Annotated in this window: 19 protein-coding genes and 3 pseudogenes; 10 read left to right on the top strand and 12 right to left on the bottom strand. The window is 68.0% G+C overall.

The features are described 5' to 3' along the window. Positions 1-264 precede the first annotated feature (264 nt). The 3 genes and pseudogenes from WCD58_RS32475 to WCD58_RS32465 form a co-directional block, all read right to left on the bottom strand. Positions 265-2,004: a metallophosphoesterase family protein gene (locus tag WCD58_RS32475; RefSeq protein ID WP_337707284.1), complete on the bottom strand. Its 1,740-nt coding sequence runs from the start codon at positions 2,002-2,004 to the stop codon at positions 265-267. A gap of 497 nt (positions 2,005-2,501) precedes the next feature. Further along, positions 2,502-2,825: pseudogene (locus WCD58_RS32470) on the bottom strand (integrase core domain-containing protein); the annotation flags it as partial. A 27-nt stretch (positions 2,826-2,852) separates the two neighbouring features. Next, on the bottom strand, positions 2,853-4,175 hold the full coding sequence (locus tag WCD58_RS32465; RefSeq protein ID WP_373696322.1) for an IS30 family transposase: 1,323 nt from the start codon (positions 4,173-4,175) through the stop codon (positions 2,853-2,855). 100 nt (positions 4,176-4,275) lie between these two features. Between WCD58_RS32465 and WCD58_RS32460 the strand changes: the two are divergent. The 5 genes and pseudogenes from WCD58_RS32460 to WCD58_RS32445 form a co-directional block, all read left to right on the top strand. Next, positions 4,276-4,587 (top strand): annotated as a pseudogene (locus tag WCD58_RS32460) (integrase core domain-containing protein); the annotation flags it as partial. A 388-nt stretch (positions 4,588-4,975) separates the two neighbouring features. After that, positions 4,976-5,149 carry a hypothetical protein gene (locus WCD58_RS32455; RefSeq protein ID WP_337707283.1) on the top strand — a complete coding sequence of 58 codons (174 nt, stop codon included), beginning with the start codon at positions 4,976-4,978 and terminating at the stop codon, positions 5,147-5,149. A gap of 337 nt (positions 5,150-5,486) precedes the next feature. Further along, positions 5,487-5,855 (top strand): annotated as a pseudogene (locus WCD58_RS32450) (histone-like nucleoid-structuring protein Lsr2); the annotation flags it as partial. A gap of 57 nt (positions 5,856-5,912) precedes the next feature. Continuing rightward, the gene (locus WCD58_RS33855; RefSeq protein WP_444876333.1) at positions 5,913-6,122 is read left to right on the top strand and encodes an Lsr2 family DNA-binding protein; all 210 of its coding nucleotides are present in this window, start codon (positions 5,913-5,915) and stop codon (positions 6,120-6,122) included. Positions 6,123-6,638: 516 nt separating this feature from the next. Continuing rightward, entirely contained in the window at positions 6,639-8,627 is a 1,989-nt protein-coding gene (locus WCD58_RS32445) for a hypothetical protein (protein ID WP_337707282.1), read from the top strand. 1,433 nt (positions 8,628-10,060) lie between these two features. Here the strand turns inward: WCD58_RS32445 and WCD58_RS32440 are convergent. The 3 genes from WCD58_RS32440 to WCD58_RS32430 all read right to left on the bottom strand — a co-directional run bounded on the left by WCD58_RS32440 (position 10,061) and on the right by WCD58_RS32430 (position 11,624). Further along, a complete protein-coding gene (locus WCD58_RS32440) occupies positions 10,061-10,261 on the bottom strand; it encodes a hypothetical protein (RefSeq protein WP_337707280.1) in 201 nt (66 codons plus the stop codon). 124 nt (positions 10,262-10,385) lie between these two features. After that, a complete protein-coding gene (locus WCD58_RS32435; protein ID WP_337707279.1) occupies positions 10,386-10,742 on the bottom strand; it encodes a hypothetical protein in 357 nt (118 codons plus the stop codon). 252 nt (positions 10,743-10,994) lie between these two features. Then, positions 10,995-11,624 carry an RNA polymerase sigma factor gene (locus WCD58_RS32430; protein ID WP_337707278.1) on the bottom strand — a complete coding sequence of 210 codons (630 nt, stop codon included), beginning with the start codon at positions 11,622-11,624 and terminating at the stop codon, positions 10,995-10,997. A gap of 510 nt (positions 11,625-12,134) precedes the next feature. On the opposite strand from WCD58_RS32430, the gene WCD58_RS32425 reads away from it, so the two are divergent. Further along, on the top strand, positions 12,135-12,341 hold the full coding sequence (locus tag WCD58_RS32425) for a hypothetical protein (RefSeq protein ID WP_337707277.1): 207 nt from the start codon (positions 12,135-12,137) through the stop codon (positions 12,339-12,341). 456 nt (positions 12,342-12,797) lie between these two features. On the opposite strand, the gene WCD58_RS32420 is transcribed toward WCD58_RS32425, so the two are convergent. Both WCD58_RS32420 and WCD58_RS32415 read right to left on the bottom strand, forming a co-directional pair. Continuing rightward, entirely contained in the window at positions 12,798-13,898 is a 1,101-nt protein-coding gene (locus WCD58_RS32420) for a competence protein CoiA family protein (protein ID WP_337707276.1), read from the bottom strand. Between the two features lie 479 nt (positions 13,899-14,377). Further along, complete coding sequence (locus WCD58_RS32415) at positions 14,378-14,872, bottom strand: hypothetical protein (protein WP_337707275.1); 495 nt, start codon at positions 14,870-14,872, stop codon at positions 14,378-14,380. 652 nt (positions 14,873-15,524) lie between these two features. Between WCD58_RS32415 and WCD58_RS32410 the strand changes: the two genes are divergently transcribed. Beyond that, positions 15,525-15,773: a hypothetical protein gene (locus WCD58_RS32410; RefSeq protein ID WP_337707274.1), complete on the top strand. Its 249-nt coding sequence runs from the start codon at positions 15,525-15,527 to the stop codon at positions 15,771-15,773. A 113-nt stretch (positions 15,774-15,886) separates the two neighbouring features. Here the strand turns inward: WCD58_RS32410 and WCD58_RS32405 are convergent, their stop codons facing one another. Continuing rightward, entirely contained in the window at positions 15,887-16,321 is a 435-nt protein-coding gene (locus tag WCD58_RS32405) for a hypothetical protein (RefSeq protein WP_337707273.1), read from the bottom strand. Between the two features lie 412 nt (positions 16,322-16,733). Between WCD58_RS32405 and WCD58_RS32400 the strand changes: the two genes are divergently transcribed. Beyond that, positions 16,734-17,561 (top strand): hypothetical protein, encoded by an 828-nt coding sequence (locus WCD58_RS32400; protein ID WP_337707272.1) that lies wholly within the window; start codon positions 16,734-16,736, stop codon positions 17,559-17,561. A 354-nt stretch (positions 17,562-17,915) separates the two neighbouring features. Here the strand turns inward: WCD58_RS32400 and WCD58_RS32395 are convergent, their stop codons facing one another. Both WCD58_RS32395 and WCD58_RS32390 read right to left on the bottom strand, forming a co-directional pair. Further along, positions 17,916-18,569 carry a DUF2335 domain-containing protein gene (locus WCD58_RS32395; protein WP_337707271.1) on the bottom strand — a complete coding sequence of 218 codons (654 nt, stop codon included), beginning with the start codon at positions 18,567-18,569 and terminating at the stop codon, positions 17,916-17,918. 768 nt (positions 18,570-19,337) lie between these two features. Continuing rightward, on the bottom strand, positions 19,338-19,994 hold the full coding sequence (locus WCD58_RS32390; RefSeq protein ID WP_337707270.1) for a TMEM175 family protein: 657 nt from the start codon (positions 19,992-19,994) through the stop codon (positions 19,338-19,340). A 172-nt stretch (positions 19,995-20,166) separates the two neighbouring features. Between WCD58_RS32390 and WCD58_RS32385 the strand changes: the two genes are divergently transcribed. Together WCD58_RS32385 and WCD58_RS32380 are read left to right on the top strand one after the other, a co-directional pair. Then, complete coding sequence (locus tag WCD58_RS32385) at positions 20,167-20,784, top strand: hypothetical protein (protein ID WP_337707269.1); 618 nt, start codon at positions 20,167-20,169, stop codon at positions 20,782-20,784. Then, on the top strand, positions 20,781-22,214 hold the full coding sequence (locus WCD58_RS32380; RefSeq protein ID WP_337707268.1) for a carotenoid oxygenase family protein: 1,434 nt from the start codon (positions 20,781-20,783) through the stop codon (positions 22,212-22,214). The genes WCD58_RS32385 and WCD58_RS32380 overlap by 4 nt, the downstream gene beginning before the upstream one ends. Here WCD58_RS32380 and WCD58_RS32375 read toward each other — a convergent pair. Beyond that, the gene (locus WCD58_RS32375) at positions 22,203-25,154 is read right to left on the bottom strand and encodes an AfsR/SARP family transcriptional regulator (RefSeq protein WP_337707267.1); all 2,952 of its coding nucleotides are present in this window, start codon (positions 25,152-25,154) and stop codon (positions 22,203-22,205) included. The two genes, WCD58_RS32380 and WCD58_RS32375, sit on opposite strands and share 12 nt — an antisense overlap. Between the last annotated feature and the right edge of the window lie 136 nt (positions 25,155-25,290).

The raw sequence follows: 25,290 nt of genomic DNA, 5'->3' as shown, positions 1-25,290 counted from the left end.
CCACCGCAGTCGCCGCCCCGGATCGTCACACCCGCGGACCGGGCCTCGAACTCGCGCGCCAAGTTCCAGAGTTCCGTAGGACCTGCTGAGCGTTTTCGTTGACTTCCCGACCGCCGTCCACCGATTCCGGGGCACAGGCCGTCGGCGCTACTCGACGGCGCCGCGCCAAACACTCGACGCCGATCAAGGAGATGTAGCTGAGCATCGGAGGGCTACGTCGCCTCGGCGGACCAGACAGCCCTGGGCGTTACCGGGTCGGGATCACTAGGGATCCGATTGTCGCTGAACGCGTCCGCCCGGGCCGTGTTGATGATCATCGATGATGAGAGCTGGCGCGGATGTGGTGTGCAGGCGGAAGCACGTGACCTGATCGGGGCCCTCCCCAGGGTCTCGTCGACGGAGGGAGACGCGCAGCGTGTAGGAATTCGTGTCCTGCTGATGCTCGAACCGCACGTGCGCGACACCGGCCTGCCCGGGTCTGAACCAGCTGAGCAGGTCGATCTGCCCGGCGGCGGGAGCCGCTTCGCAGGAGGGCCCGGCGAACAGGTCTTCCACTCGCGGCAGGATCGGCCGATCGCCTCGGCGCTTGAGCTGCGTCCACGCCGTGGACAGTGCGTCGAGCGGCCCGAAACCGCGGACGAGCGAGAGGGGCGAGGCGACGACCTGGACCAGTGAGAGCGCAGGAGCGTAGGCGAGATACGTGTGATGGACGTCTCCGCCGAGCGCCACCGTCGGACGGCCAGCGCGTGCGTTGAACAGTCCCCTCCAGAACCGCTCGTACTGGGTCCAGTAGTCGTTGATCCCACGATCGAGGCTGTGGTCGAGCAGCATCCGCCATCCCCGCTGACGCGGGAACATCGCCGGGCTCAGGATCGGCTGCGCCACCGCCAGAACGAAGACCTCGGCGCGGCGCGCGACCTCGAGCATCGCGTCGAGGGCGTCGGGGTCGGTGAACTGGGAGACGGCGTTGCGGTGGCTGCGGCTTCGGCGTGTGCGGGTGTCGAGCAGGGCGACCTGCACCGGCCCCAGGTCGACGTGTTGGAAGAGGTCGTTGAGCGGCTCGGGACCGGCAGGCGGCTGGTGGCCTTCGGCTGTCTCGCCGAGGGGGATGGTGCCTCCGACCCGCTCCCCGCGCGTGCGTGTCTGAAAGGAGCCGAAGAGGTCGAAGGCGCCCCGACTCCACCCATCCCATTCGTTGGGGTGGACCGGCGAGTAAATCTGCTGCTGCGCCGCGTTCTCCGGTTCGGCTGCCTGAGCCGGACGCCACCAATTTGTAGGGTTATGACGGACAAGGGCACCCTTGATGAACTCGCCGATGTTGCCGAACGAGTGGAAGGCCGTCGCGGAGAAGTGCGGCCAGTTGTTCCAGAACTCGTGGTCGTCCGGCACGAACCAGGTCGGGCCTGTGGTCATTACCGACCGCAGCGCGCGCACCTGCTCACCACCCCAGCTACGCCAGTACTTCATCAGGTAGTAGGTGCGTGGGGTGTGGCGGGCGAGCGCGCCGAAGAACCACCAGGGTGCATCGAGGTAAACCTGGTCGCCGATCAGTAAAGTGAGGTCCGGGCGGCGGCCCGCCTCGGCGATCGTGCGGTTCCACAGTGTGTCGACGGAGTTGCCGTAGTCAGTGCCGAGGTCGTAGCAAGACGCGGTGACCAGGTCGAGCGGCTCTCCGGTTTGTTCGACGGCTCGGGGCAGCGTGCTCACGGTCGCAGGTGCGGACGTCGGGCCACCGAGAACACTGGCGGTGACCGGCAGGTCACGTGCCCCGCCGGGAACCGGGACCACGACGTGGGAATGGTAGAAGTTGTGGGTCGTCGAGAAGCCCGTGATTCGACGCTCACTGTCGAAGCGATAGCGCGACAGCGTCAGAGGATGCTCGATGTCCGCTACGCTCACCCCAGCCCGGATGGTGTCCGTGTCGCGCTCGACGAAGGCGCCGACCCACAGCAGGACCGACTCCGCCCACGCGTCCTTCTGCGTGACCAGAACCCCGGGTTCCACCTCTGTACGTCGACTCGGTCCCCGTAGCGCTGTGACCCACGACGCTGCCGCTCGGGCGGTCTGCCACAGGGTCCGCGGAGCGGAGCCGGAGTACTGCGCAGACCTCTGGTAAGCGTCGAGGAGGCGGAGCCCAGCCCGGAAGGCCAGTCGCTTCGACCGAAGATGCCGAATCTCGGGTACCAAAGGTTCCCCCACTGACAACTACCCCTCAGCGACACAACGACGTCGAGCGTCGACCCTCACGGCCGTCGCCGCCAGAGTCCAACAGGGTTACGCGCCGTCGGTAGGCCAAGCGATCTCCGAGAAGACGTAAGGCGAGGAGGGCTTGGCTTCCGTCACCCCGACGGCCCATGGTGACTTCTGATGTCAAGCTGATGTGCGAAGCGAACGCCACAAAGGTGGCGACATAGAAGCCGGTTACCGGTACCTGGCGGTCCGCGCGCGACGACGTTGCTGTTGGGGTGGGTCGGCCCCGGAGACGGTGAAGCGCACCGGGTTCAGTGGAGGCTGGGTTCTCCCGAGATCGGATCTTCTCGGGTTGTGTGTTGACGGTAGTAGCTCTGTTCGTGCTCGACGGGCGGGATGTTGCCGATCCCGGTGTGCAGCCGCTGAGTGTTGAACCAGTGCACCCAGGACAGGGTCGCGAGCTCGAGGTCGTCGACGGTGCGCCATGGGCCGTCGCGGCGCACGCACTCGGTCTTGTAGAGCCCGATCACCGACTCGGCCATGGCGTTGTCGAAGTTGTCGCCGACCGAGCCGATGGAGGCCACGGCGCCGGCTTCGGCGAGCCGGTTGCCGTAGCGGATCGCGGTGTACTGCGCAGATTCAATCGGCCGACGCAACACCAGCTACTCGACCGACCGTAGGTGATCTTGGAGTGCTTCGCCAGGGGTGCGCCAGCCGAGGGTCTTGCGGGGTCGGGTGTTGAGCGCGGCGGCGACGGCGTCGAGGTCGTCGCGGCCGTGCCGGGACAGGTCGGTGCCCTTGGGGAAGTACTGGCGCAGCAGCCCGTTGGTGTTCTCGTTGGTGCCGCGCTGCCAGGGGCTGTGCGGGTCGCAGAAGTAGATCTCCATCCCGGTGTCGATGCGCAGCGCGGCGTGCTGGGCCATCTCCGCGCCCTGATCCCAGGTCAGCGTCCGGCGCAGCGCCTCGGGCAGCGAGGTGATCTGCCCGGCGATCGCGTCGCGGACGGCTTCGGCGCCGTGCCCGGCCAGCGCCGGCCCGTTCTTGGTCTTCGGCCCGTCGTGCCTGGGCATCGGGGGCAGCTCGAGCAGCATCGTGAACCGGGTGGCGCGTTCGACCAAGGTGCCGATCGCGGAGCTGCCCACCCCGAGGATGAGGTCGCCCTCCCAGTGCCCGGGCACCGCCCGGTCCTCGACCTCGGCCGGACGCTCGCTGATCATCACCTCCGGGGTGACGAACTTCTTGCCCCGCCCGCGCACCCGGGCCCGGGGCACCCGCAGCACCCGCCCGGTGCGCAGACAGGCGGCCAGCTCGCGGCGCAGCGCCCCTCGTCCCTGCACGTAGATCGACTGGTAGATCGCCTCGTGGGAGACCCGCATCGACTCATCGTCGGGGTAGTCGACCGGCAGCCGGTGGGCGATCTGCTCAGGGCTCCATGCCCTGGCCCACCGCCGGTCCTGGCGCGGTCCGTGGCGACGCGTGCGCCACGGCACCTGCGGACCGGCGATCGGGCGTCCGTCAGGGGTGGTGACTTCTCCGGCGAGCCGTTCGGTCACGTACTCGCGCAGCCGCGGATTCGCGGCGAGTTTGGCGGTCTTGGGGCGGCGGGCCTGCCGCTCGGCGTGCCACTGCGCCACCGAGGCCCGGTAGTCCAGCTGGCCGCCGCGGGTGGCCGCGTTGCGGCGCAGCTCTCGGGAGATCGTCGAGGCGTCGCGGCCGGTCCGGCGGGCGATCTCGCGCACCCCGAGCTCCTGGGCCCGCAGCAGGGCGATCTCCTCGCGCTCGGCGAACGAGAGATACCGGCCGGTGGGCTCGTCGAGGGTGATCGGCGACATCCCGCCACCGTCACGAAACCACCGGGAACCCACCGGGACCGACACACCGCACCCCAGTGCGGCGTCCTCGCTGGACAGGCCCTCAGCGATCAGCCGCCAGAACCGTCGCTGCACATCGCTCCGATTCGCCGGCGGCCGACCCGGCGACTGCATCGGAGCCCGTCCTGCCCGATCCGAAACCCGTCCTCGTGCTCGTCGTGCTGCCACAACACCCTCCTCGACCAGGGTGTTGCGACGACCCCTTGAACCCGAGCAGTACACCTCGATCGCCTTCACCGAACGCCTCGCCGAAGCCGGCGCCGCCCCCTCGGTCGGCTCGGTCGGCGACGCCTACGACAACGCCCTGGCCGAATCCACCATCGGGCTGTTCAAGACCGAGCTGATCAGCCCGCGGGCACCGTGGCGCACCGTCGAACAGGTCGAGATCGCCACCCTCGAATGGGTCGACTGGTTCAACCACCGCCGCCTACACAGCACCTGCGGCGACATCCCACCCGCCGAACTCGAGCGCGCGCACTACCGTCACCACCAGCCCCAACCGAAACCCGAGCAGTCAAGCCTGTAGCTCTCCGGACACGCCGGGGCGGTTCACCCCGCTGCACGATGCGGCTGCGGAACTAAGGCGGGCCGGCTTCCTGGCGAAGGGACAGCCGACCGACCTCGACGGCACCTGGTCGCTCCAGGCGTACTCAGCGGCGTCCGAGCTAAGCGATGAGGACCTGGCTACTCTCGACGGGATAGCCGACCACTGCGGCGTCTCCTTTGACGGGTGGGGAACCTACCTCGGACCGCCCGACAAAGACGGCGGACCAGGCGTCCAGCCAAGCCCCGCAGGCCCGTCATCGCCGACCCACTACGCCGAGCCGGCAGTTCGAGTCGTCTACGAGCACGACCCTGGACTCGAGATATTCGACTCGGACCAAACACCGATCCTCGTCTTCGGCGAGGGATCGATGCATACCGAACACCCCAAGCACGGTGAGGGATGGGTTCTCTACTACCTCGACCCAGCCAGCAGCGGAGTCGACGACCATTTCGTCGGCGGCACGTTCGGCGAGCTGCCGTGGGCACTCGGTCAGGCCAAGGCCTGGCTCCACCTGCAGCGCGAGTCCGCCGACAAGGCGTAGGTCGGAGGCCCGGGCCCGCCGGCGACGTCGCCGCGGAATCGACTCAGCTCGGTCTCGGCCGAAGCCGAGTGGGCTTGCTTGCTCGGGTCGAGCTGCCAGGCACCACCTTGCAAAGATGGCCGACCGCGTTGCCCAGGGCCTCTACCAGCACCGATGTTCACATCGAGTGTCACTCAGTGCTCGCTGGCACCGACGGTCAACCCTGGTTCGCGTCACACCACGTGTCACTACAGCACGGAACGCTCGACCTCCGACTGCTCGTCGTGCCGTCCAGCACCTGCCCAGGCCTGAGCCCTACCCTCCTGGGAACGATCAGCCTGAAGCAAGGAGCGCCTGGGTGGCACAGCGAACGACGGTGATGCTGGTCGATGACCTCGACGGCTCGGACGCCGACGAGAGCCTCGAGTTCGGCCTCGACGGCATCGGCTACGAGATCGACCTCACCGCCGCCCACGCCTCAGCCCTGCGCGACGAGCTCGCCCCCTATATCGGCCACGCCCGACGCACCCGGCGCGAGCCTGCCACCCCGGCCCGCCGCCGCCCCACCCCGGCCTCGACCTCGGCGTCGACGACGGCATCGAGGTCGTCGACCAATGCGGGAGGACGTGAGCAGAACCAGGCCATCCGCGACTGGGCAGCCCGCCACGGACACCAGCTGTCCGCGCGCGGTCGCATCCCCACCGCGGTCAGCGACGCGTTCCACCGCGGCGACCCCGCCGCGCTTCCCACCACCAGCACCCCCGGCGCCACGACCACCGCCGACGTGCTATCGCCTGGTAGCGACCAGCGCGACGCGGCGCCCGCCGCGGCGGCCGGCGACTCGCCTTCTCCTGTGGGCCCCGACGGGCTGACCAGTGAGGAGCGCGAACGCATCCGGACATGGGCCCTTGAGGAAGGCATCGAGGTCAAGGCCCGAGGCCGGCTCAGCAAGGACCTGATCGGCAACTATCGATCCGTCCATAACCGCCGCTAACTCCACAGAGCCTCAAACCGTCAGGCCACGGATTAAAGATTCCCGTGCTTTGGCTCACACAGCCGCTACCAGCAACTTTAGTCGCTGAGCGGGTCTCCTGGACCTCCTCCACGCGCACCAGCTGACACCATTGTTCTCCACGACATGCTCCACGCGATGATCGCCAGCTGCGTGAGCATCATCGGGCCAGCTGGTCCCAGACCAGCATCGCCCTATAGCTCGGGTGTCCCGCGGCAGTGTCGCGAAGTCGACCGAGCGCCTTCCTCGCGCCGGGACGCCGTCGAGCTCAACGCGATGGAGCGATGAGCGACTCGGGCGAAGACCGGCGCCGGTGAGCTCGGCGGACGAGAACGCGTTGTAACCATTCGCCCAACTTCTGCGATAGCTGGTGTAAACCAGTTTGGGTGCGACAGCCTCCCGACCGAACGTTCCGATGAGCCGCAGCGCCCGGCCACCCCAGAGTAGCGTCCGCTTAACGCCTCGCTGGCCAGGCAGATTCAGGAAGGGCCATGAAGGGTGAGCACCAGAGATACACTCTTGGATTTCGAAGACCTGCGAGCCAACGAGCGCGAGCTGGTGAACAACGCCCAGACCGGCTCTTGGTGGAGCGGACCCAACCAGACCTTCGGACCTCCTTCACGTGGTCCATTAACCGCTGAACGCGCGGTGCGTGCTCAGGTCATTTATCAGCTTCTCACTGGGCACGGCGAGCTAAGTCGCAATGCACAGGATGAGGTTGTCTCCGTCAGAGCCGTGCGGCTCATGTCAGCGACTATAGTAGGCCACCTAGATCTTCGTGGTTCGAACATGAGATGTCCGCTGGAGCTTGTCGCCTGTAGTATTGAAGATTCAGAGAATCCGTGCGACTTCCGCCAAGCTTCGGGCCCCTACCTCCGTCTAACTAAGTGCCGTCTCCCTCGAGGTTTGGAAGCTCGCCATCTGAACATCCGCGGCGACCTCGATCTTAGTGGATGCGAGGCGTTCAAGAAGGTCAACCTCGATCAGGCCCAGGTCGGAGGCTCCCTGTACTTCACTGGCGCGAAGCTTCTGGGTCGTGATGATGTGACCCTCAGTGCTGCCGAGGCCGCCATCAACGGAAGTATGTTCCTTGATTCGGGATTCTCTTCAGTCGGCGAGGTTCGACTCCTCGGAGCGCAGCTTGGGCAATCTCTCGAGCTATCAGGGGGCCAGTTCCTAAATGCAGGTGGAAACGCTTTGAATGCGGACAGGATCCTGATTGAGGGTGGTGTCTTTGCCCGCAGGGGACTACAAGCAGAGGGAACCTTGAACTTTGACCTAGCGAAGATCGCCGGCATCGTAAACTCTAGCGACAGCGAAGTCTGGAATGAGGGGGGAACGGCAGTAAGTTTCGAGGGCGCCACCGTGGGCGGCGATATGATGTTGCGGACTGGAGTCGAACTCTGGGGAGGTTTGGTCGCTCGGTCGTGCTCTATACGTGGAAGCCTAAACCTGAACGGAGCGAAGATTGTTCACCCCGGCATGTGTGCAGTAGATGCAGACAATATTGAAGTGGACAGAGGAGCTTTCCTTCGTTCTGGCTTCACCGCAGAAGGCGAGGTCCGACTCTTAAGTGCATCAATCGGGAAGCTGCTCTCCTTCGATGGTGGCCATCTCAAGAATGTCGGCAATAATGCACTCACGGCGGATCACCTTTCTGTGGATGGCTCTTTCCATTTTCGATCTGAAGCTCGTGCCGAAGGTCGGATTAGATTGTGGGGATGTCAAATTGCCGGTTCGGTAGAGTTCAACGGTTCTACCGTGAGCGCCGCCGACACCGCGGCAATCATTCTTGAGCAGTCTGATATCAAGGGAGCGTTGCGAATCCTGCCAGCCTCCCTTGAGGGGCTGGTTGACTTGAGATCAGCGCAAGTGAACGTAATAGTCGATAGCGGGTTGAGCCGAAAAACTCGGACGCTCCTCCGAGGCTGTCGATATGAGTCCCTTATACCTGAGCCGCCACGCGTTGGGGTGCGTGAACGACTCGATTGGCTCCGCCTGGACCCAGAGGGATACTCATCTCAGCCCTACAGTCACTTAGCTTCGGAGTACCAGAAGAAGGGTTACGGGGTAGCGCGGCGCCGCACCTTGATCGAAGCGCAGAAGATCGAGCGTAGCAGGCACTCTGGAATTCGTGGACTTGTTGTGCCTGCATGGAGTCTCGTCTTGCGTGCGACCGTAGGTTATGGTTATCAGCCCTGGCTCGCAGTTGTGTGGCTCGCCGCCATTCTCAGCTGCGGCTCAGTCGCAGTTGAGATCCTCCATAAGCGATCTAGTCAAGACTTCGTTCCCGCCGCTAGCGCACCTGACTTCAACTCGTTCCTTTATGCCACGGATACACTACTTCCATTCATTGACTTTGGCTACAATAGATGGACACCGCATGGGCTCGGACAAGTAGCCTCGGTCTTGCTAGTCGTAGTTGGCTGGGTCTTCGCCACTATCCTCCTCGCAGCCTTCGCAGGAGTTCTCCGCCGCGGAGATTGACAGACAGTGTCGCACCCGAGTGGTCGGCCGCCGATCGACGGTCGTGTTGCGGATGGCATCCAAACACATGCGGTCCGAAGACGCGGCCTCTTGGGTATCGAGAGCAAGAGCGCCCAATATTTGGTCTAGTCAGCAGACCTGTTGACAACTCACGATCCAAGCAAATCGAACGAGAAGCCAACTACGAACAGGAAGAAGGCGGCCCATCGCACTGCGTGACCCGGCCTTGCGCTGTCGAGCGTGTACGCCAAGGGACGCAAGGTAATTGTTGTAACGACGAGCGCGGCGCCAATGAACGGGAGGCGAACACCGTACCGAGCCCGTCGGCCGCCGACTGCCAAGTAGAGTAGGGTGGCGAAGACAGGAGGAACGAGGAGGAAGAGTCCCCCATCCTCCAGCGAGCGAGGCAGACTAAGAACAAATAGGACGCAACAGAAGGTTGAGATGATTAGTAAGGCCAGTCCCATACCAGTAGCGGCCGCCGATGCCACTGTGCGCTCGTCTGGGGTCGAGCGCCTGACACTCACCTGCACGATCTCCTTGTAACGTTCGCTAAGTCGAGTTCCAACGGCACGCAATCTATCCGGACCAGTCAAGTCTAATAGTACTACCAAGCCTGCAGTAAACTGCAGCAACTTACCAATCCGGGCCCACCAGAGCACGGTTAGGCCCAAGATCGTGCTGGAGCTCGCCGAACTGCCTGTGCGCCAGATGGCGACCGCACTTGCGATCTCGCGGGGTAAGCTTGGATTTATCCGTATGAGCAGAAGAATGACCGCAAGGAAGGCGAATGCTGTGAGCCAAGCTTCTCGAAACTTGCTGCCTGTCGACTCTGTCGCCACAGTCACTTGACGACTGCTGTGGCGGTTTCGGCTAGGCTGACTCGCGACGGGAGCCGAGCCGTTGGCCTGCCCGCCAACCTCCGAAGCTCTTGAAGACCGCGGCTTTCGCTTTGACTTCCCTCTACCCCCACTCATGAGGCATGCCCTGCGATCTCATAGACAGGACAGGTATTGAAAAGATCGAGCTTCCACATACGGCTCGTCTGGTCGGCAAGTACCATTGCCTGCACCGCCCAACCGCACACGTTTGCGCCCCCTGTCTGCTGGCTCACACGTACAAGTCGGGCCCACACGCCGAGAAGTTACGCCAAGGGATAGTGCGAAGGATCAAGCTTGCCGAGCGGAGTCAACGGCGGTGCGAGCGCAAGCGCCGTCGACTGTCGCGTGGCTCGGCCGAGATTCCCCGGCCATAGCGGCGGGCTGGCCAGCCCACCCCGGGGTACGGCGCCGCGTAGTAGGGCGCCGCATAGTGCGGCTTACCTCCGGCCCCGACCCCGACATTCGCAAGCCTCCCCGACGACGACGCGCGGCCCTGATGGGCCAGGTCACCTGGCCTTCGCCCCGGGCCGCGCTGCGGCAGTACTCGCTGTTTCAGGCCGAGACGAGGGGCCGGTAGCCGAGCACGGGGGCGGCGCCGTCGAGGTAGGCCCGGCGGTGGGCGCGGGGAACCCAGTCCTCGACCGGGCGCACAGCGAGCATGCCGCCGCCGGCGATCTGCCAGTGGTCCTCCTCGGCGAGCGCGATCGCGGCGTCCTGCTCGCCCTGTGCTCGGGCCTGCTGCTGTTCGGTCACACCTGCCACGCTGCCCCGCTCGAGCGACGTCGTCCATCCCCGAAGTACAGGCGGGAGTACGTGCCGGCCCCGTCACGAGTCGGTCAGGAGCTCCCGCCCGGTCCTCGCGGTTGGTCGGTTGGGGTCAGCGAGGTCGGTACGCCGGGACGCGGTGGATACGGTCGGTGTGGTGGGCGCGGGCGGCGGCCAGGGCGCGGTCGATGCCGGCGAGCACGTCCGGCGGAACTTGCCACGACGCATCGCCGCCGGCGGCTCGATCGTGGCCGGGGAGCAGGGCGAAGGACGCGCGGTGGGCGGTGTCGTCGGGGTCGTCAGGCCCTCCGAGCCCGCCGAGCAGGTGCAGGGCAGCGGCGGCTCGGGTGTCGCCGTCGAGGGCGGCGGCGAACAGCCGCCCGATCGCGCCGCGGTCTCCGGGAGGGCCGTGCCCGGCGGCGGGTTCGCTGTCGACGGGGTCGCTGCCGGGGTGGTCGGTCGGTGTCATGTCTGGTTCGACGCAGCCCACCGACTCGCGGTTTCCCTCCGACTAACCAGGATTCGAGACGCGGGAGCAGCGGCTGCCTATCGATCAGCTGCTGACGATCAGCCGTACCGCTGTGCTCCACACCGAGTCGGCTCGGTGCTGCCTCGACTACGAGCGGCAGCGAGGCACGACGCGCCCGCCGGGCGCAGCCGACCGGACCGTCCCCCGACCATCAGCGGGAACGGCCCGGTCGTGGGCCACAGTCCGCGGAGTTCAGGTCGCCCGGGCCGCTTTAGTCGCGAGGAAGGCGCGCACGGTGGCCTGGGCGCGGGAGGCGCGGGACTTGATGGTGCCGACCGCGACGCCGAACAGCTCGGCGGCCTCCTCGATCGTCAGCCCGTCGAGGTGCAGCACCTCCAGCACCAGCCGCTGATCACGCGGCAGCAGGGCCAGCAGTTCGGGCAGGACCGCGATCGCGTGCTCCCGGTCGATCACCGCCGCCGATGGATCGCCCGGCTCGGTGCGTTCCGGACGGTCGTAGGCCCGGTACAGCTCGCCGACCGGGACCGCGCGCTGGGCCTGTCGGCGCCGGGCGGCCGTGATGGCCTCGTTGACGGTGATCCGGTGCAGCCAGGTCGACACCTTCGCCCGACCATTGAACGTGCCAGCGCTCTTGAGGACCCGCAGCCACACCTCCTGCACGACGGCCTCCGGGTCGGGCTCCAACCACGGCAGATGGCGCACCACCTGAAGCAGCACCCGCTGGTAGCGGTAGACCAGCACCCCGATCGCCTCGACGTCCCCGTCCACGTAGGCCGCGAGCAGCTCCGCGTCGTCGCGGGCATCGCTCTGCGGGTCGGCACTGTGGTGGTGGCTGCGGAGGTGGGTGGGATCGCTGCTCATGGTGGGCTCCGACCGGCAGAAGGGTCGGGGCTGGTGGGCCCCGGGGCGGTGGGTGCGAGGCGCGTGCGCCTCCACCGCCCGAAGGGCGCCGAGCGGGCCGTCGAGGCTCACCGTCAAGGGCCGGGCCGGAGCCTGCGCAGGCCCGGTCGCGCAGCGACGCGCAGCGCAGCGGAGCGCCCTTGACGGTGAGGAACGGCCCGCTCAAGCTCCCGGGGCCCATCAGCGCCGGCAGCCGCGCCAGCGGCGTCCACCCCGGCGCCGCAGGCGCCCACGGCCCGCCGGCCCTGAGGCCACCCCCTACACCCGGCCTCGAACCGCCGGTGTCTGCGCCGGCCTGCGCTGCAAGGCTCGCTGCCCGAGCGACAGACGGAGCGACCGACGAGGTCTCCGCGCGTGCCGTGCCCCTCGGGCGGGCACAGGGCCGGACAAGGTGACCGATCAGGTCCGCCGTTGTCGCGGCGTCACTCCGACCGAGGACGGCGGACCGAGCTCTCAGGGAAGGAAGCACCGATGGGTGACATCGCCGGGAAGGTCGACCAGGCCTACGAGGACAAGACCGTCGCCGATCTCGCCGACGCGCCGGTCGAGGCGCTGCAGGGGGTCAGTGAGGGCGACGCGCAGAAGCTCAAGGACGCCTTCAACATCAAGACCGTGCGGGACCTGGGCACCAACAAGTACTTCCTGTGGGCCCAGGCCATCACCAAGCTCGCCGACTAAGATCTGCGGGCGCGTGCCGCCCGCGCGCGGGCGGCACGCAGAGAAGCCCAGCTCGCCGCGGCCTTCCTCGGTCGTTGCGCCGCGCCGGGCCCCCGGTTCGGGATTCGCGCGGTCGCGGTCGGGCAGGTGGCGCGTACGCCGCCCCAGCCGGTCGGGCCGGCCCCGGACCTCGTCCCGGGGGGATGGGGCGAAGCCCGGGGCAGGCCCGATCATCGTGGCAGCCCCGACGGCCGTGCCGATACTCGACGCCGACGTCGAGCGGTCCCGCTCGAGTCCGCGGTGGTTGCTCGTGGGCCCTGGCGCTGGCTCAGCGGTGTTGACCTACGAGCAGGGTTCGCCGAAGAAGCGGCGCAGGCCGGGTTGCAGATGACAGCAGGCCGGTGCTTTGCAGCATCCAGCCCCAGCCGTCGCCGTGGCGTGTCCGCCGTGCCGCGTGGGTCTCTCGACCGAGGACGGTCAGGGCCAGCGGCAGTCGAGATGGTCGTCGAGGTTGTCGCCGGGGAGGAACACATCGCAGGCGCGGCACACGTAGAGCTGGCGATCCGGTTCGGCGTCGGGTGGGCGCGCGTCGATCCGCGCCAGACCCGCCCGTTGGCCCATCGCGGCCGGATCGACGTAGCGGCGCGTGCCAAGCCCGGCATCGGAGGACGGAGCCGCGATCGCGTCCGCAGCAGGCGCTATGTCCGGCCCGGAGGCGACACCACCAGCGTGGCCGGCCACGCTCCGCGCGTACATCTGGGCCGCCTCCGCGGCTTCTGCGGCGGTCTTCTCGGCGGTGGCCGCCGCCTGGACCTGGTCACGCCATCGGCACACCACGGGCTCGGGCAGCGCTGGCCCGGTGGGACTCAGGGTGAGCATGTCGAACCCGACTGGTACGGCGCGGGTGCGCATACCCCGCGGGGCGGGCCACCGGGGCCCGTAAGGCGCGAGGTCGTCGGTGTCCCACCACCCCGCATCGCGTGCGGCGCCCGTCCCGACCAGCGCGGTGAGCCGGTCGCGTTCGGTGGCGTAGGTCCAGCCGGGCTGTCCGTGCTCAGCCACGATCGGCGGCACCCCGACCCGTGGGTGCCACAACCACACATCCCGCACCCCGACCCGCTGGTAGTCGCGGTGCCGGCAGAGCCACTCGTCGTCAGTGACCCACCGCGACTGCAGCTCCAACGCCACTCGCGAGCCGTCGCTGAACCTGATCTGGACGTCGCTGCGGCGGCGCCCGTCGGCGGTGAACGCCTCGACCCGCGCCTCGGCGACCCCGGGCTGGGTGCGGGCCCAGGCGGCGAGGTCCTGCTTGCCCTCCGCGTGCCACACCGACTCCAGGTGATGCACCCCGCCGGACGGCGCTTGGCCGGGTGGGTGCGCGAAATGCGCCCGGCGCCGGCCGCCGACCCGGCCTTTCGGGATCAGCGCCACCCGCCGCGCCGACCCGTCGACCCCGGCGTAGCAGTGCACACACACCAGCGTCTGGTCACCCGACCAGCCCCGGTGCCGCCAGAACGGCACGTCGGCCTCGTCGATGATCCTGATCTCTTGGCCAGTGCTCAGATCGAGCCCGACCACACCACAGTCGTCCACACGAACCCCTCGGACACGGCGAGCGCGCCCGAGCCAGACGTCGACACCCGCGCCAGAGGCGCGGGGCTACGGGTCGGCGTCGAAGCGCGCGAGGACCGCGGCGGCCGTGTCAGAGAAGACGAAGAGTGTGTGTGTTCTCGATGCTTGGTGTGAGTTCGTGTCGTGTGTGGGCCATCAGGCCCAGGAGCTCATCGGCTCGGAAGGTTCAGAGTCGTGTCGTGTCAAAGGTGATGATCAAAATGGCCACCGTCGCGCACCAGCATAGACCGCCCGAGCGACAGACCTGACCATCAGCATCGAGCAAGGTGCCCGAGCGGCCAAGCAACGGACACAGCGGGGCGGCGATCCATCTAGAACATACCGAGCGCCAATTCAACGATTTCCCACGCGATCCCGCCCACGAAGACTGCCACAAGAAGGCCCATCACGATCAAGAACAGCCAGATGCAGCCCCCGAAACCGGCCTATTCGGGCCGCCTGGAGCGTGCAGAGGTCGACTTGGAAGCCGTGAGCGGGCGGGACTCTTTCTCCCTCGCCAGCCGGTCTTTGACGTCGAGGCGGAGTCCGATCATGGAGAAAGTCGGGTGTACTTTTCGTGCCCCGGCGATGAAAGGCTCGTCGGGGCCGACACGTCTGTGGTAGGTGGTGTGGGCGGAGGCCCGGGAATCGCCATCGTCATGCAGTGTCGCCTTATAGATTCCTGTCGGTTTCAAGACGAAGCCGCCACCGATGCTCACGGTCTCCCAACGTCCGTCCTGCGATGCTAGCCGATACATCCGGGCGCACGTGACCGTTGAGTCGAAACGATGGGTGTATTTCTCGGCGAACATGTCCTCGGCATCGTCCCCGACGAACAGCGAGGAGGGAAGCCCACCCAACAGGTAGGCCGGGACGAGTTCGTTCGACAGCACAGGCAGCGAGACGAACCGATCGCGTTTCGCTACTCGCATCCGACCCACGCATTCATCGCAGTGCCAGACATCCTCGTACTTGACTTTGTGTCGGTGACATAACGAGGCGCGACAACCTTTACAGACTGCTATCGCACCCATTCCAATGAGCAGATTCCGATGATCGGCGCACTCGGCATGGCTTGGAAGCGGTGCCCGCAGCGTCCTTGAACGGGTGTATTCGTAGCTAGGACCACGTCGACCACGCACAGCGCGTCGCACCGGTACTGTCCTGGCTCGAACTCTCGGCTCTCGGCTCCCCCGCACCGTGGGCAGATCGGACTGGTCACGGGCCCCCTCTCACCGGATCAACTGCCCGTCGTCGCGACCGGGCGAGACCGTTACAGCTCCTTGTGATGGAACGTGTGGCCAGCCGAGCACGGATGCCGGTCGACACCGTGACCGATCCTCGAAGCCGAGAGGGCGAGCCCGAGAACTGCGCGGCCGGGAACCTCCCGCCAGCGGTAGCGGCCGTGCGATGCAGCGAGCCGCCCGGCATCCACGGCGGGCTCGACGGTCGACCCTCACCGAGCACGACGACCGGCACTACGTGTGAAGGCGTGTCATCTGCACGGTCGTCGCGCCGTCGCGAACGACGAGCCCCACAGCACCCGAAGACCGGCCGATACTCTCGCCTCGTGCCGATGGAGGGGATCAGCGGATGACCACCGAGCTGCCGCCGGGGTGGAAGGTCAAGCCCGGTCGAGGGCGGACGGACGCGAACGGCAACCAACGAGATTATGTGGTGGTCACCGCACCGGACGGGGCGCGGTTCACCTGGTATGAGTCCGATGGAGCGGGAGATGTTCGACTGCACCGGCCCGACCACCTCATCGAGCTGGGCAGCACGCGCAACCATCCAGACGGAGACTCCCTCTACGTCCGTTTCCTGCCGATGCGAGACCGCTGACGCCCGGGCGAACGCAACTCAGTGAGACGCCTCCGGGGCACAAGCCAGGACACCTAGCCGAGAGTCGATGTTTCGCGGGTGGTGACTGCTCACCCGGCTTCCCCTGAGTGGGATCATCCCTGCTCATCCAACGAATCGAGGCCCTCGTCACCGCGAAGCAATGATGCGATTTCTCTGAGCTCGACCTGAATCGCACACGACATCAGGTACTGAGCCTTCATATAGTGCATCGCGGCTTCGTCGATCCGAGTAGCGCTTTCTCCTGACCGAAATGTGCGGGCCGCGTCGGCCCGGTAACGCTCCGCTCGCGCCTCCGTCTCGAGGGCCGGCTCATCGCGGTACGACGCACCCGAGACCGCTCCCAGTGGGCTGACGTTCACCGCTACTTGACCTTGCCCGTACTCCCTGACCTCCACCTGCACTTCCTGACCTCGGCTAAGAGTGGAGACCCCTCGGGCAAGACCTCGGCGATCGACATACACCCGACGGAAGGGGCTCGCCAGCGCGATCTCGCCGGGCCCATCCGGCTCCTGCCAGAAATCCACCATTCCCCGCTCCACATACCCTCCATCGCCAGATCGCTCTCACGGGCCACAGACCATCATGAAGTAGTGTTTCGGCAACCCACGCAATACCACCCGGAAGGCCGATAGTTGCAAGGTGTCCTCCAGCGCGAGCCGAAGCCCCCCGGGGGGCGTCCGGACGGAGTGCGCACCACCCAGCGCCGGCGGCGCTCCCGATCAACATCACCGGGGCCACGGACCGCTCGAGCCACGACAGTGGAGTCTTGACGAAGCGCCGCGCTGAGCCCGCATCGACTGCCCAGGACCAAGGCCCCAGATGGAAGCCTCGCGCCCTCCACGCCCACACGTCGCGTTCAGGCGGCAGGGGACCCCTGGCCAACGCATCTCCATCGCCAGGCGACCCCCCGGAGCCCTAGAGTCGCCCCGGGGGGAGAGCATGAACCAGAGCCGTCAAGGCGCGATCGAACTCGTCCAACTTCGGGCATGGGTACATCGCCTCGCGCTCGATCTGGAGAGAGCGTCGATCAGGCACACCAACCTGAAGCGCGAGAAGAAGACGATCAAGCTCTTGGAGCGCGCCGTCGACGGAAAGCCGCGCGGAGCCCGAAGATACGTCCGAACCCTGCTCGCCGCCGGGGTCATGCGCTACAAAGAACTACAAGCGCCAGTTGAGAACGAGACGCTTCCTGACGCAATCGTCTTCGACTTTGCTGCAGATGCCCTCTGGCCCCTGATACATGCCCCACATCCCCCGAACGGTTGGATGGCAGCACTAAGCGAGATCGCGTCGCCCGCCATCTCTATCCTGTCCCTCGACGCGCGCAAAGATCTGAAAACGTTCGGCCGCGTCGACAGAGCCGAATTCCAGGCACAACTCGCAGACCGGAGGTGTGCCGCCGGAGTCCTCAACATGCTTCGCGACCTGGGTGACCCACGCGGGACCGCCCCCCACCTAGCGGCCTTGTGCCTTGCCGGAGGAGTGGAGGCCCCCGACAGAGAGGAGAACGAGAGTCCACCGAAATCGACCCTGAGGTGGATACTTGCCGGTGCCGCAGGAGCCGTTGCCAGCGGCGTAGTAGGAAATAGGACCGACTGGGCGGTCGTCTGGGTGTACGAGTGGCTCAAGGACGAGGCCGTTGCAGAGCACAACACAACGGAAGCTGGCTATCTCTTCCTCACCTACGTTGAAGGAGATGCTCACCGCGGCCGCGCTGGAGGTACCGGGGTCCTTGCGGGCATCTTCGAAGCACTGAGCTGGACGTAGACAGATTACTGATGAGCTCGCTCAGTAGCCGTAGTCTCTCGGACCGCATAGGGCGGCCGCGAGCCATAGGACCCTTGCCGCGGTCGCCAGCTCAAGGAACGGGGCGCGATCCGTCCCCCCCGGGGACGGCGGCCGCTCTCGGCCTGGCGACCCCGCGTCGAGAGTTCCCGACGAGTCCCACGGAACGGTCCTGGGCGTTATCGGATCGAGTGAGAGAGGCGAGAGCCGCATCGGCGCCGGTGCTCCCGTCTCGACATGCCGGTCTTCTCCGGCCCTCTGGCGGGCGGCCCTTCTGAGCGCCGGTGAGCTTGTTGGGTCGAGGCAGGATCACGAACGTCGCGACTGTCGGGGCGTCTACCGCTCCAGCTCATCCGGTGGACCGTCTGAATCGGTAGGCGTGATCTCGTCAGGCGTTGCCTGCCCAGGTCCTCCACCCTCGACGGCCCGAGGCTGAGCTCGGCCGCGATAGCGCTGGGTCAAGAACGCCGTGGCCACTCCTATGATCGCGGCAGCGCCGAAGCCCGCGGCCACCTCCGGTGCACCCGCAAGTGCAGCGACGAGCGCTGCGACGACGATCAGGGCCACCAGGCCCGCAGCCAGGTATTGTCCTCGCGTCATGAACGCGGTCTCTGCCCGCGCGTCGTCCCGCTCGGCCTGCAGCGCAGCGTCCAGCCGATCGGCGTCGCGCTCCGCGATGCGGTCCAGCCGGTCGGCCTCCCGGCGCTCCATGTCGATCTGGTGAGCTGACACGTCCTCAGCCATGCGCAAGATGCGGTCCGCCGCGTCTGGCGTTCCGTCGTTGTAGCGGGCGAACGACTCCGCCGTCGGTAACGGACCGGAGTGCGTCTCATGACGCAGGCGCCATCCGTACTGACCACCCTCGGGCGGCTGAGTCCGCGGCTCTATCAGCTCATCACGAACATCGGGCGAGTCGTCGCCGCGCTGCAACGGCAGTGAAGACGATGGGTCACCGTCGGTGCCCTCCGGACCGGGCGCGTTCAGCTCCACCGGACGACTCGATCTCCTCACCTGTATCCGCGCTACTCATGACTGCGCGCAGGGTATCGCCGACCGACCGCCATATCCCGGCAACCGTCGTGCGCCGGGCCTGGCGAGCAGGTAAGGCCTGCGGAGACCGAACCGCGGTGTAGCGGCCCGTCCTTGTCGAGCGGACCGACCGGACGTGCCGGGCCTCCCTGGCGGCGAGGCGACCGGACGGGTCCGCCACTGACCGCGCCGCAGCCGCGCTGAGCCGGCCGGCCTTCACGGCCGCAGACTTTGACGAATAGGTCCTCGTGACGTTCGAGGCCTGCGCCTGTTGCGTCCCCCGAGTCACGCCGCCAGTCGCCACGTCGCGACCCTATCCACCTTGAGCTCATGTCATGCGCGCAGATGGGCTAACAAGTCGGTGAAGCTACCTCGCCGCGGCCCTCGGGCCGCGAGTATGCAGCCCGTGCCGCACACCCGTGAGCTCGAACCATCGAGACGGATCGAGGTAGAAGCAGTTGTCAGGTGTCGAGGTGGACTCGCAAAGCACCGGACCTGTCGCCCACATCGTTGCCACATCGAGGCGGCGGGCACCACCTTGCAAAGATGGGTGACAACGTTAACCAAGGCCTCTACCAGCAACGATGTTCTCGCGAGCTGTCGCTCGGTGCTCTTCGGCATCGCTGGTAGCCCCTATTTCGTGCCACGGGGCGTGCCACGACCGTGCGAGCGATGCGTTCGAAGCACCGGCGGCCGCGCCGTCGCGCTCATGGTCCGCCATGAGCATGATCATGGGGCCGCCTGCGGGCGGCGACCGAGCCACCACAGCCGCATCGCACCGAGTCGGTCGCTGACGACCAGGAGGGCCAGGACCCATGGGCCCTGCGAGCCCAACACCCATCCTGCGGGGATGCACAGGAGGAAGACCACGAGGTTCCCCACGAGGGGCCACACCATCCTGTCCCGATCCTTCGGGGTCGACGTGACGAGTCCGCGGGTGTCGATCAGGTGGCGCAGACGCAGGAGCAGCACGACGATCACAGCGTTGACGACTCCGTAGACAGCGAGCGCGATCGGCTCGCGTCCGTAGTGGCCGAGCAGGCTCGCGGGGAACGGCAGCACGGCCACCATCAACAGCAGTGGAAGCGTCCGGCTCAGCAACTGAGGGTGGCTCGAGGTGACCGACCGCATGAGCTGCCGGTGGCAGAGCCAGTAGCTGGCGATGACGTAGAAACTGACCGCGTAGGACAGGAAGTTCGGGACCAACGTCACCAGGGCCTGGGCGAGGCTCGCGTTGTCGGGCGTTGCCAGGTCAGGCACCCGCAGATCCAGCGCGAGCAGGGTCATCGAGATGGCGAAGACTCCGTCGGAAAGCGCCAACAATCGCCCGAGGGAGTTGTCTGATTCCCCCGCCGGCTCGACGTCCCGGCTGCCGATCTCGTCCATGTCGGCCCCTCCGCTCCACGGTGTCCAGTGGACCGTAGGCGTGGTGATTCCACACCGGGACCGACCTTCCAACGGTCCGTGCCGGCGTTTGGAACGAGGTTGGAAAGGGGGGAGCGAGGGTGGTGCCGACGGGTCGCCCACCAGGGGTGGCCAGCACCGGAAGGACCGTTCCGTGTCGATCAAACAGTTTCTGCCGGGTTTCCTGCCCTGGATCGTGTTCAGCCTGGTCTCCACCCGGGTGGGGCCCGGCGCGGTGGGGATGGCCGCGCTGCTCGCCATGGGCGTGGCTGCGGCCGTCGTCGTGGGCTCCCTGGTTCGCGGCCAGAGCCCGAAGCTGATCCCGGTCACCGCTGGGGTGTCGTTCGCCGCGATGGGCGCGTGGGCGATCGCTTTCCCGGCCTCCGACGCTTTCTTGGCCCTCTATGGTCGCGGTGTGATCGGGCTTGTTCTCGCCGCGGTCATGGCCGTCAGTCTCGTGACCCGCCCGTTCACCGAGCAGTTCGCCCGGGCTTCGGTGCCTGCGCAGTTCTGGGACTCCCCGCAGTTCCACGCCACCAACCGCCGCATCAGCGCCGCCTGGGCGGGTGCGGTCGCGGTGATGGGCGTCGGGCACGTGATCTCCGGCGCGCTGGACGCCAACGCCGCGGACTACGCGGGCTACCTGATCGTTCGGCCCGGCGAGCTTCTGCTCAACTGGATTATCCCCGCCCTCGCGCTCTACGCCGCGTATCGCTACACGCGGCGCGTCCTCGACGGGGTTCACCACAGCGCCGCGCTGGTAACCCGATGACGGCCACCCGTCAGGGCGCGCCACGGCGAGGGGATGGCCGGCCCGCCCCCGTCGTCCCGGGGCCGCACCTGACCGGACCGTTCGCCCCGGTTATCGCGGAAGTCGACGTCGCCGAACTGGAGGTCGTCGGCGAGCTGCCCGTCGACCTCGACGGCGCGTATGTCCGCAACGGACCGAACCCGCGCTTCTCCCCGATCGGCTCCTATGTCTTCCCGATCGACGGCGACGGGATGCTCCACCGTATCCGGCTGTCGGAGGGCCGAGCCGGCTACGACAACCGCTTCGTCCGGACCCCGATGGTCCTTGTCGAGGAGCGTGCCGGCCACGCCATCTGGCCCGGTTTCGGATCGGGCCGGCAACCGGGGCCCGACGAGGTCGGTGCCGATCTGGCCGGCACCAGACGCCAGCTCCCCGACATCAACGTGGTCCGCCACCACGGCACGCTGCTCGCCCTGGCCGAATGCGACCGGCCCTACCGGATCGGTCCGGAGCTGGAGACCCTCGGCCAGGAGAGTTTCGGCGGCGTCCTGCCGGCCGGCATCTGCGCCCACCCGAAGACCGACCCGGCCACCGGGGAGATGTTCGCGTTCTGCTACAGCTTCTCCGCGCCGTTTCTCACCTGGACCGTCGTCCGACCCGACGGCACCGCCACCCCGCCGCGCCCGGTCGAGGGCATCGCGCGACCCAGCATGATCCACGACATGGCGATCACCGGCCGCTACCTGATCCTGGTCGTGGCTCCGCTGTACTTCGACGGCGCCAAGGCCGTCAACGGCGGGTCGATGCTGTCCTGGCAGCCCGACCACGGCACCTGGATCGCGCTGATCCCCCGCGACGGCGGCCCGGTGCGCTGGTGCGCCGACGACGCGTTCTGGCTGTGGCACACCATCAACGCCCACGACCACGGAGATACGGTCGTGCTCGACTACGTCGAATGGTCCCGGCCGGACGACCTGGCCCCAGGCCCACCGGTGCAGCCCCGGCTCGCTCGAGCCGTCCTTCGCCCGACCACCGGCAAGGTGCGCCGCAGCACGCTCGCCGATGTCGCCGCCGAGTTCCCCCGGATCGACGACCGGCTTCTCGGCACAGCGCATAGCGTGTCGGCGTCGGTCGCCCGCACCGGCCGCGATCTACCGCACCCGGGCTGCTGGGACGCTCTCGCCTGGTACGACACCACAGCGGGCACCCTCACACGCTGGAGCCCCGGTGAGCTCGCCCTCGGCGAGCCCGTATTCGCCCCCGACCCCCGATCCCCCGACCCGCACGCCCGGGACGCGGGCTGGTGGCTCGTGCTCGGCACCCGGTTCGGCACCGGAGAGAGCGCCCTGTTCGTGCTCCCGGCCGCCGACCCCACCTCCGGGCCGGTTGCCACCGTGCGGCTCCCCGTCCGGGTCCCGCTCGGGCTGCACGGCAACTGGCTACCCGCCTGAGACCGGGCGGCCGGTAGTCCCGACAGCTCCGGACTCCGGGCCGGCCACCGGCGTCTGCGGCTTCCCCACGTGGGCGATCTCGGCCAAGGAGAGGCTGCTGCCCTCACGCCACGCCCGCTCGTAGACGCTGGGACCGAGACGGCGGGCGGCGTCCTCGAGGACCGCGGTCGTGGCGGAGCGGTACGGCCAGCGGGTCGCGTTGCGCCGGTTGTAGGCGCGGGCGGCGGCGAGGACCTGAACCGCGGTGACATCGTCTCCACCGCGGGCATGCAGCGTCCCGTGCATCTCCATGATCGGCTGGACCTCGCGGTTGCCGAGCGCGAGGTGATGCTCGAGGCCCCGTTCCGACCAGGCCAACGCCGCAGCGACGTCCCCGGCCCGCATGCCCGCGATCACGCCGAGGATCGTCGACATCCAGCCGATCTCCCGATTTCCCCGCTCCGTCGCCGCGCTGTGCACCGCTTCCACCTCGGCGAGCTGCCTCCGCGGGTCGAGTGGATGAGCCACGAGCCCCGCGAGCGCGGCCTGCAGCGCGCTGGACGAGTCCCCCGTGCGCACGGCGACCTCGCGGGCACGAGCGGCCAGCTGGCCGTGCAGCTCCACGGTGAGCAGCTCCAGTCCCGACCACATCACCGAGGGCAGGACGTCGCCCACGTCGAGCAGGTCCGGCTCGGTCAGGTCGTCGATCGCCGAGCACAACGCCTCGACGTGCGCCCGCGCGCCGGGGAGGTCACCGGCGAACAGGTGCCGGCGGGCGACGGCCGCCGCCACGAGCGCGGCGTCGACCGGACGGGCCCGCTGACACCGGTCAAGGGCCAACTGAACCCATCGGCCGGCCTCCAACTGCATGCCGCGGTAGTACCAGTAGTCGCTCAGCCCCCCGACCAGAGCCGGACCCCGCCACGACGGGCTCTCGACCAGCGAGTGGTGCAACGACGCCCGCAGGGCGGCGAGGTCGTCGTCCATGGCCGCTCGGAAGTCGAGCAGCTCGGGGGCTCCCACCCGCGGCCTGCCGAGCACGGTGCCGACCACGGCCTCGTCGCGACGGTCGGCGATCCGGTCGGCCGCGGCGTCGTCGAGCATCCGGGCGCCGTGGGCCCGCACGATCGCCAGCTGGACGAAGCGCGACCGCCCGCCGGGCCGTCGTGGGCCCTCGGCCACCAGCAGCGAGCGGTGCACGAGGCCGACCACCAGGTCGTCAGTATCGGGCCCTCCACCGATCAGGGCAGCCGCCATCGCAGCGGTCATCGGACCGGGGACGGCGGACAACGCGGCGTGCAGCTCCTGCTCGCCCGAGGACAGCAGCCGGACACTGCGTTCGACGGCCGCGCGGACGGTCTGACGCTCGCTCCGCCCGCGCCCGGGTCCAGACAGCGCACCGGGATCCGTGCGGACCTGCTCAGCGATCTCCACGAGGCTGAACGCCCGTCCGCGAGCCGCGGCCAGCTCGATGGCCAGCGGCACCCCGTCCACCGACGTGCAGATCTCGGCGGCCACTCTGAGATCCTTCGAGCCGAGCCTGCGGTCCGGTCCCGCCGCGGCATAACGCTCCAGGAACAGCTCGACCGCCGGAGACGTCGTCGAGTCCCCGAGCGCCAACGGGGAGAGTTCGACCAGCTCCTCCCCCTCCGTCCCCAGGGGCTCGCGGCTCGTGGCGAGCACCGCGAGCCGGCTGCCCGCACGGTGCAGTCGCTCGACGAGCACGGCCACGGCGTCAAGGACGTGCTCGCAGTTGTCGAGCACCACCAGCATCCGCCGGGCACCAACGAAGGCACCCACAACCTCGTGCGCCGACCCGTGGGCCCCGGTCAACCCGAGCGCGGATATGACCGCGGCGCCGACCTGCTCGCCGTCGGGGGCCGGGCTGAGGTCCACGAACCAGATGCCGTCAGGGAACTCCGCAGCCATCCGTTCCGCCGTCGCCACCGCCAGTGTCGTCTTCCCGCAGCCGGCGCCGCCAACAACCGTGACCGTCGATGCATGGACAAGACGGCGCGCGAGGTCGGCCACCTCAATGTCCCGCCCGATCAGCCGTGGGCGGCGCGTCGGCAGGTGGATCTCGGTTGCTGTACGAGCGTCGGCGATCTCGATCGGCCCGTCGACGTCCCGGGTGGTCGTGAACGTCAGCGAGCCGGACAGGACGAGCCGGTGCAGACGTTGCAGCTCTGCGCCCGGCGCCACACCCAGCTCGTCACGGAACAACCGGTCGCACTGTCGGTAGGCCACCATGGCGTCCTCGGTCCGGCCCATGCGTGCGGCCGCGAGCAGGTACTGCTCCCACGGCCGCTCCCGTAGCGGTTGCTCGGCCAGGACCGGGCCGAGCTCGACCAACGCCCGCTCCGGACGGGCCCCGGCGAGCAACCCGTCCACCAGGGTCTCGGTGAGCTGCCTGCGCATCTCCTCCAGGCCCGCGACCACGGCTGCCGCCCAGGTCTCGTCGCTCCACGGCGCGAACGGGCGCCCCCGCCACAACGCGCGGGCCTGCTCAGCGCGCTCGACCGCCCGCCCCGCCTCGCCGGCCGCCAGCAGCTCCGACGCCTCTCGAACGAGGCTCGCACACGACGCGGAATCGAGACGGTCCCGACCCACTGCCAGCCGGTAGCCACCGGCATCAGCGACGAGCAGGGCCGGCGCCTCACCCCTGCGCCGCTCCGGCTCCAGAAACCGACGCAACCGGTGCAGGTGAGACTCCAGAGTCGACACCGACCTCGGGGCGCCGTGGGAGCCCCATACGGCCTCCATCAGCTCGCCGACCTCGACCCGCTCGCCAACTCCAACCAGCAGACGCGACAACAACCGACCCAGCACCGCCCCACCGGGCGACCGCGCCGCACCCCCGACGCCGAGCTCGACCTCGACGGCACCCAGAACACGGAACCCTGGGACGCCCACGTCCGACACGGTCACCACCTCAGCGCGCGCGAAGCCTTCGCGCAGCATATGGAAGCTTCCGCTGCCGGAACCGGGCGCAGGCCGAGAGCTACAACGCCTCGAGCAGCCCTTCGGCGGCCGAGGGCGGAGGCACGTCCATCATGGGCGCGTGCCCGCTCGGCGCCCCGGTCACGCGGGCGGCGCC

Origin of the sequence: Actinomycetospora flava, from assembly GCF_037400335.1 — a bacterium.
Taxonomy (GTDB): Bacteria; Actinomycetota; Actinomycetes; order Mycobacteriales; family Pseudonocardiaceae; genus Actinomycetospora; species Actinomycetospora flava.
This window is presented reverse-complemented; position numbering and strand designations above follow the sequence as displayed.

What these genes read in the sequence shown, in the direction of transcription:
- WCD58_RS32430 (WP_337707278.1), bottom strand. Translation starts at nt 11,624, where the DNA reads ATGAGCAGCGATCCCACCCACCTCCGCAGCCACCACCACAGTGCCGAC.
- WCD58_RS32465 (WP_373696322.1), bottom strand. Translation starts at nt 4,175, where the DNA reads ATGCAGTCGCCGGGTCGGCCGCCGGCGAATCGGAGCGATGTGCAGCGA.
- WCD58_RS32390 (WP_337707270.1), bottom strand. Translation starts at nt 19,994, where the DNA reads ATGGACGAGATCGGCAGCCGGGACGTCGAGCCGGCGGGGGAATCAGAC.
- WCD58_RS32410 (WP_337707274.1), top strand. Translation starts at nt 15,525, where the DNA reads ATGACCACCGAGCTGCCGCCGGGGTGGAAGGTCAAGCCCGGTCGAGGG.
- WCD58_RS32435 (WP_337707279.1), bottom strand. Translation starts at nt 10,742, where the DNA reads ATGACACCGACCGACCACCCCGGCAGCGACCCCGTCGACAGCGAACCC.
- WCD58_RS32400 (WP_337707272.1), top strand. Translation starts at nt 16,734, where the DNA reads ATGAACCAGAGCCGTCAAGGCGCGATCGAACTCGTCCAACTTCGGGCA.
- WCD58_RS32380 (WP_337707268.1), top strand. Translation starts at nt 20,781, where the DNA reads ATGACGGCCACCCGTCAGGGCGCGCCACGGCGAGGGGATGGCCGGCCC.
- WCD58_RS32455 (WP_337707283.1), top strand. Translation starts at nt 4,976, where the DNA reads ATGCATACCGAACACCCCAAGCACGGTGAGGGATGGGTTCTCTACTAC.
- WCD58_RS32375 (WP_337707267.1), bottom strand. Translation starts at nt 25,154, where the DNA reads ATGCTGCGCGAAGGCTTCGCGCGCGCTGAGGTGGTGACCGTGTCGGAC.
- WCD58_RS32425 (WP_337707277.1), top strand. Translation starts at nt 12,135, where the DNA reads ATGGGTGACATCGCCGGGAAGGTCGACCAGGCCTACGAGGACAAGACC.
- WCD58_RS32405 (WP_337707273.1), bottom strand. Translation starts at nt 16,321, where the DNA reads ATGGTGGATTTCTGGCAGGAGCCGGATGGGCCCGGCGAGATCGCGCTG.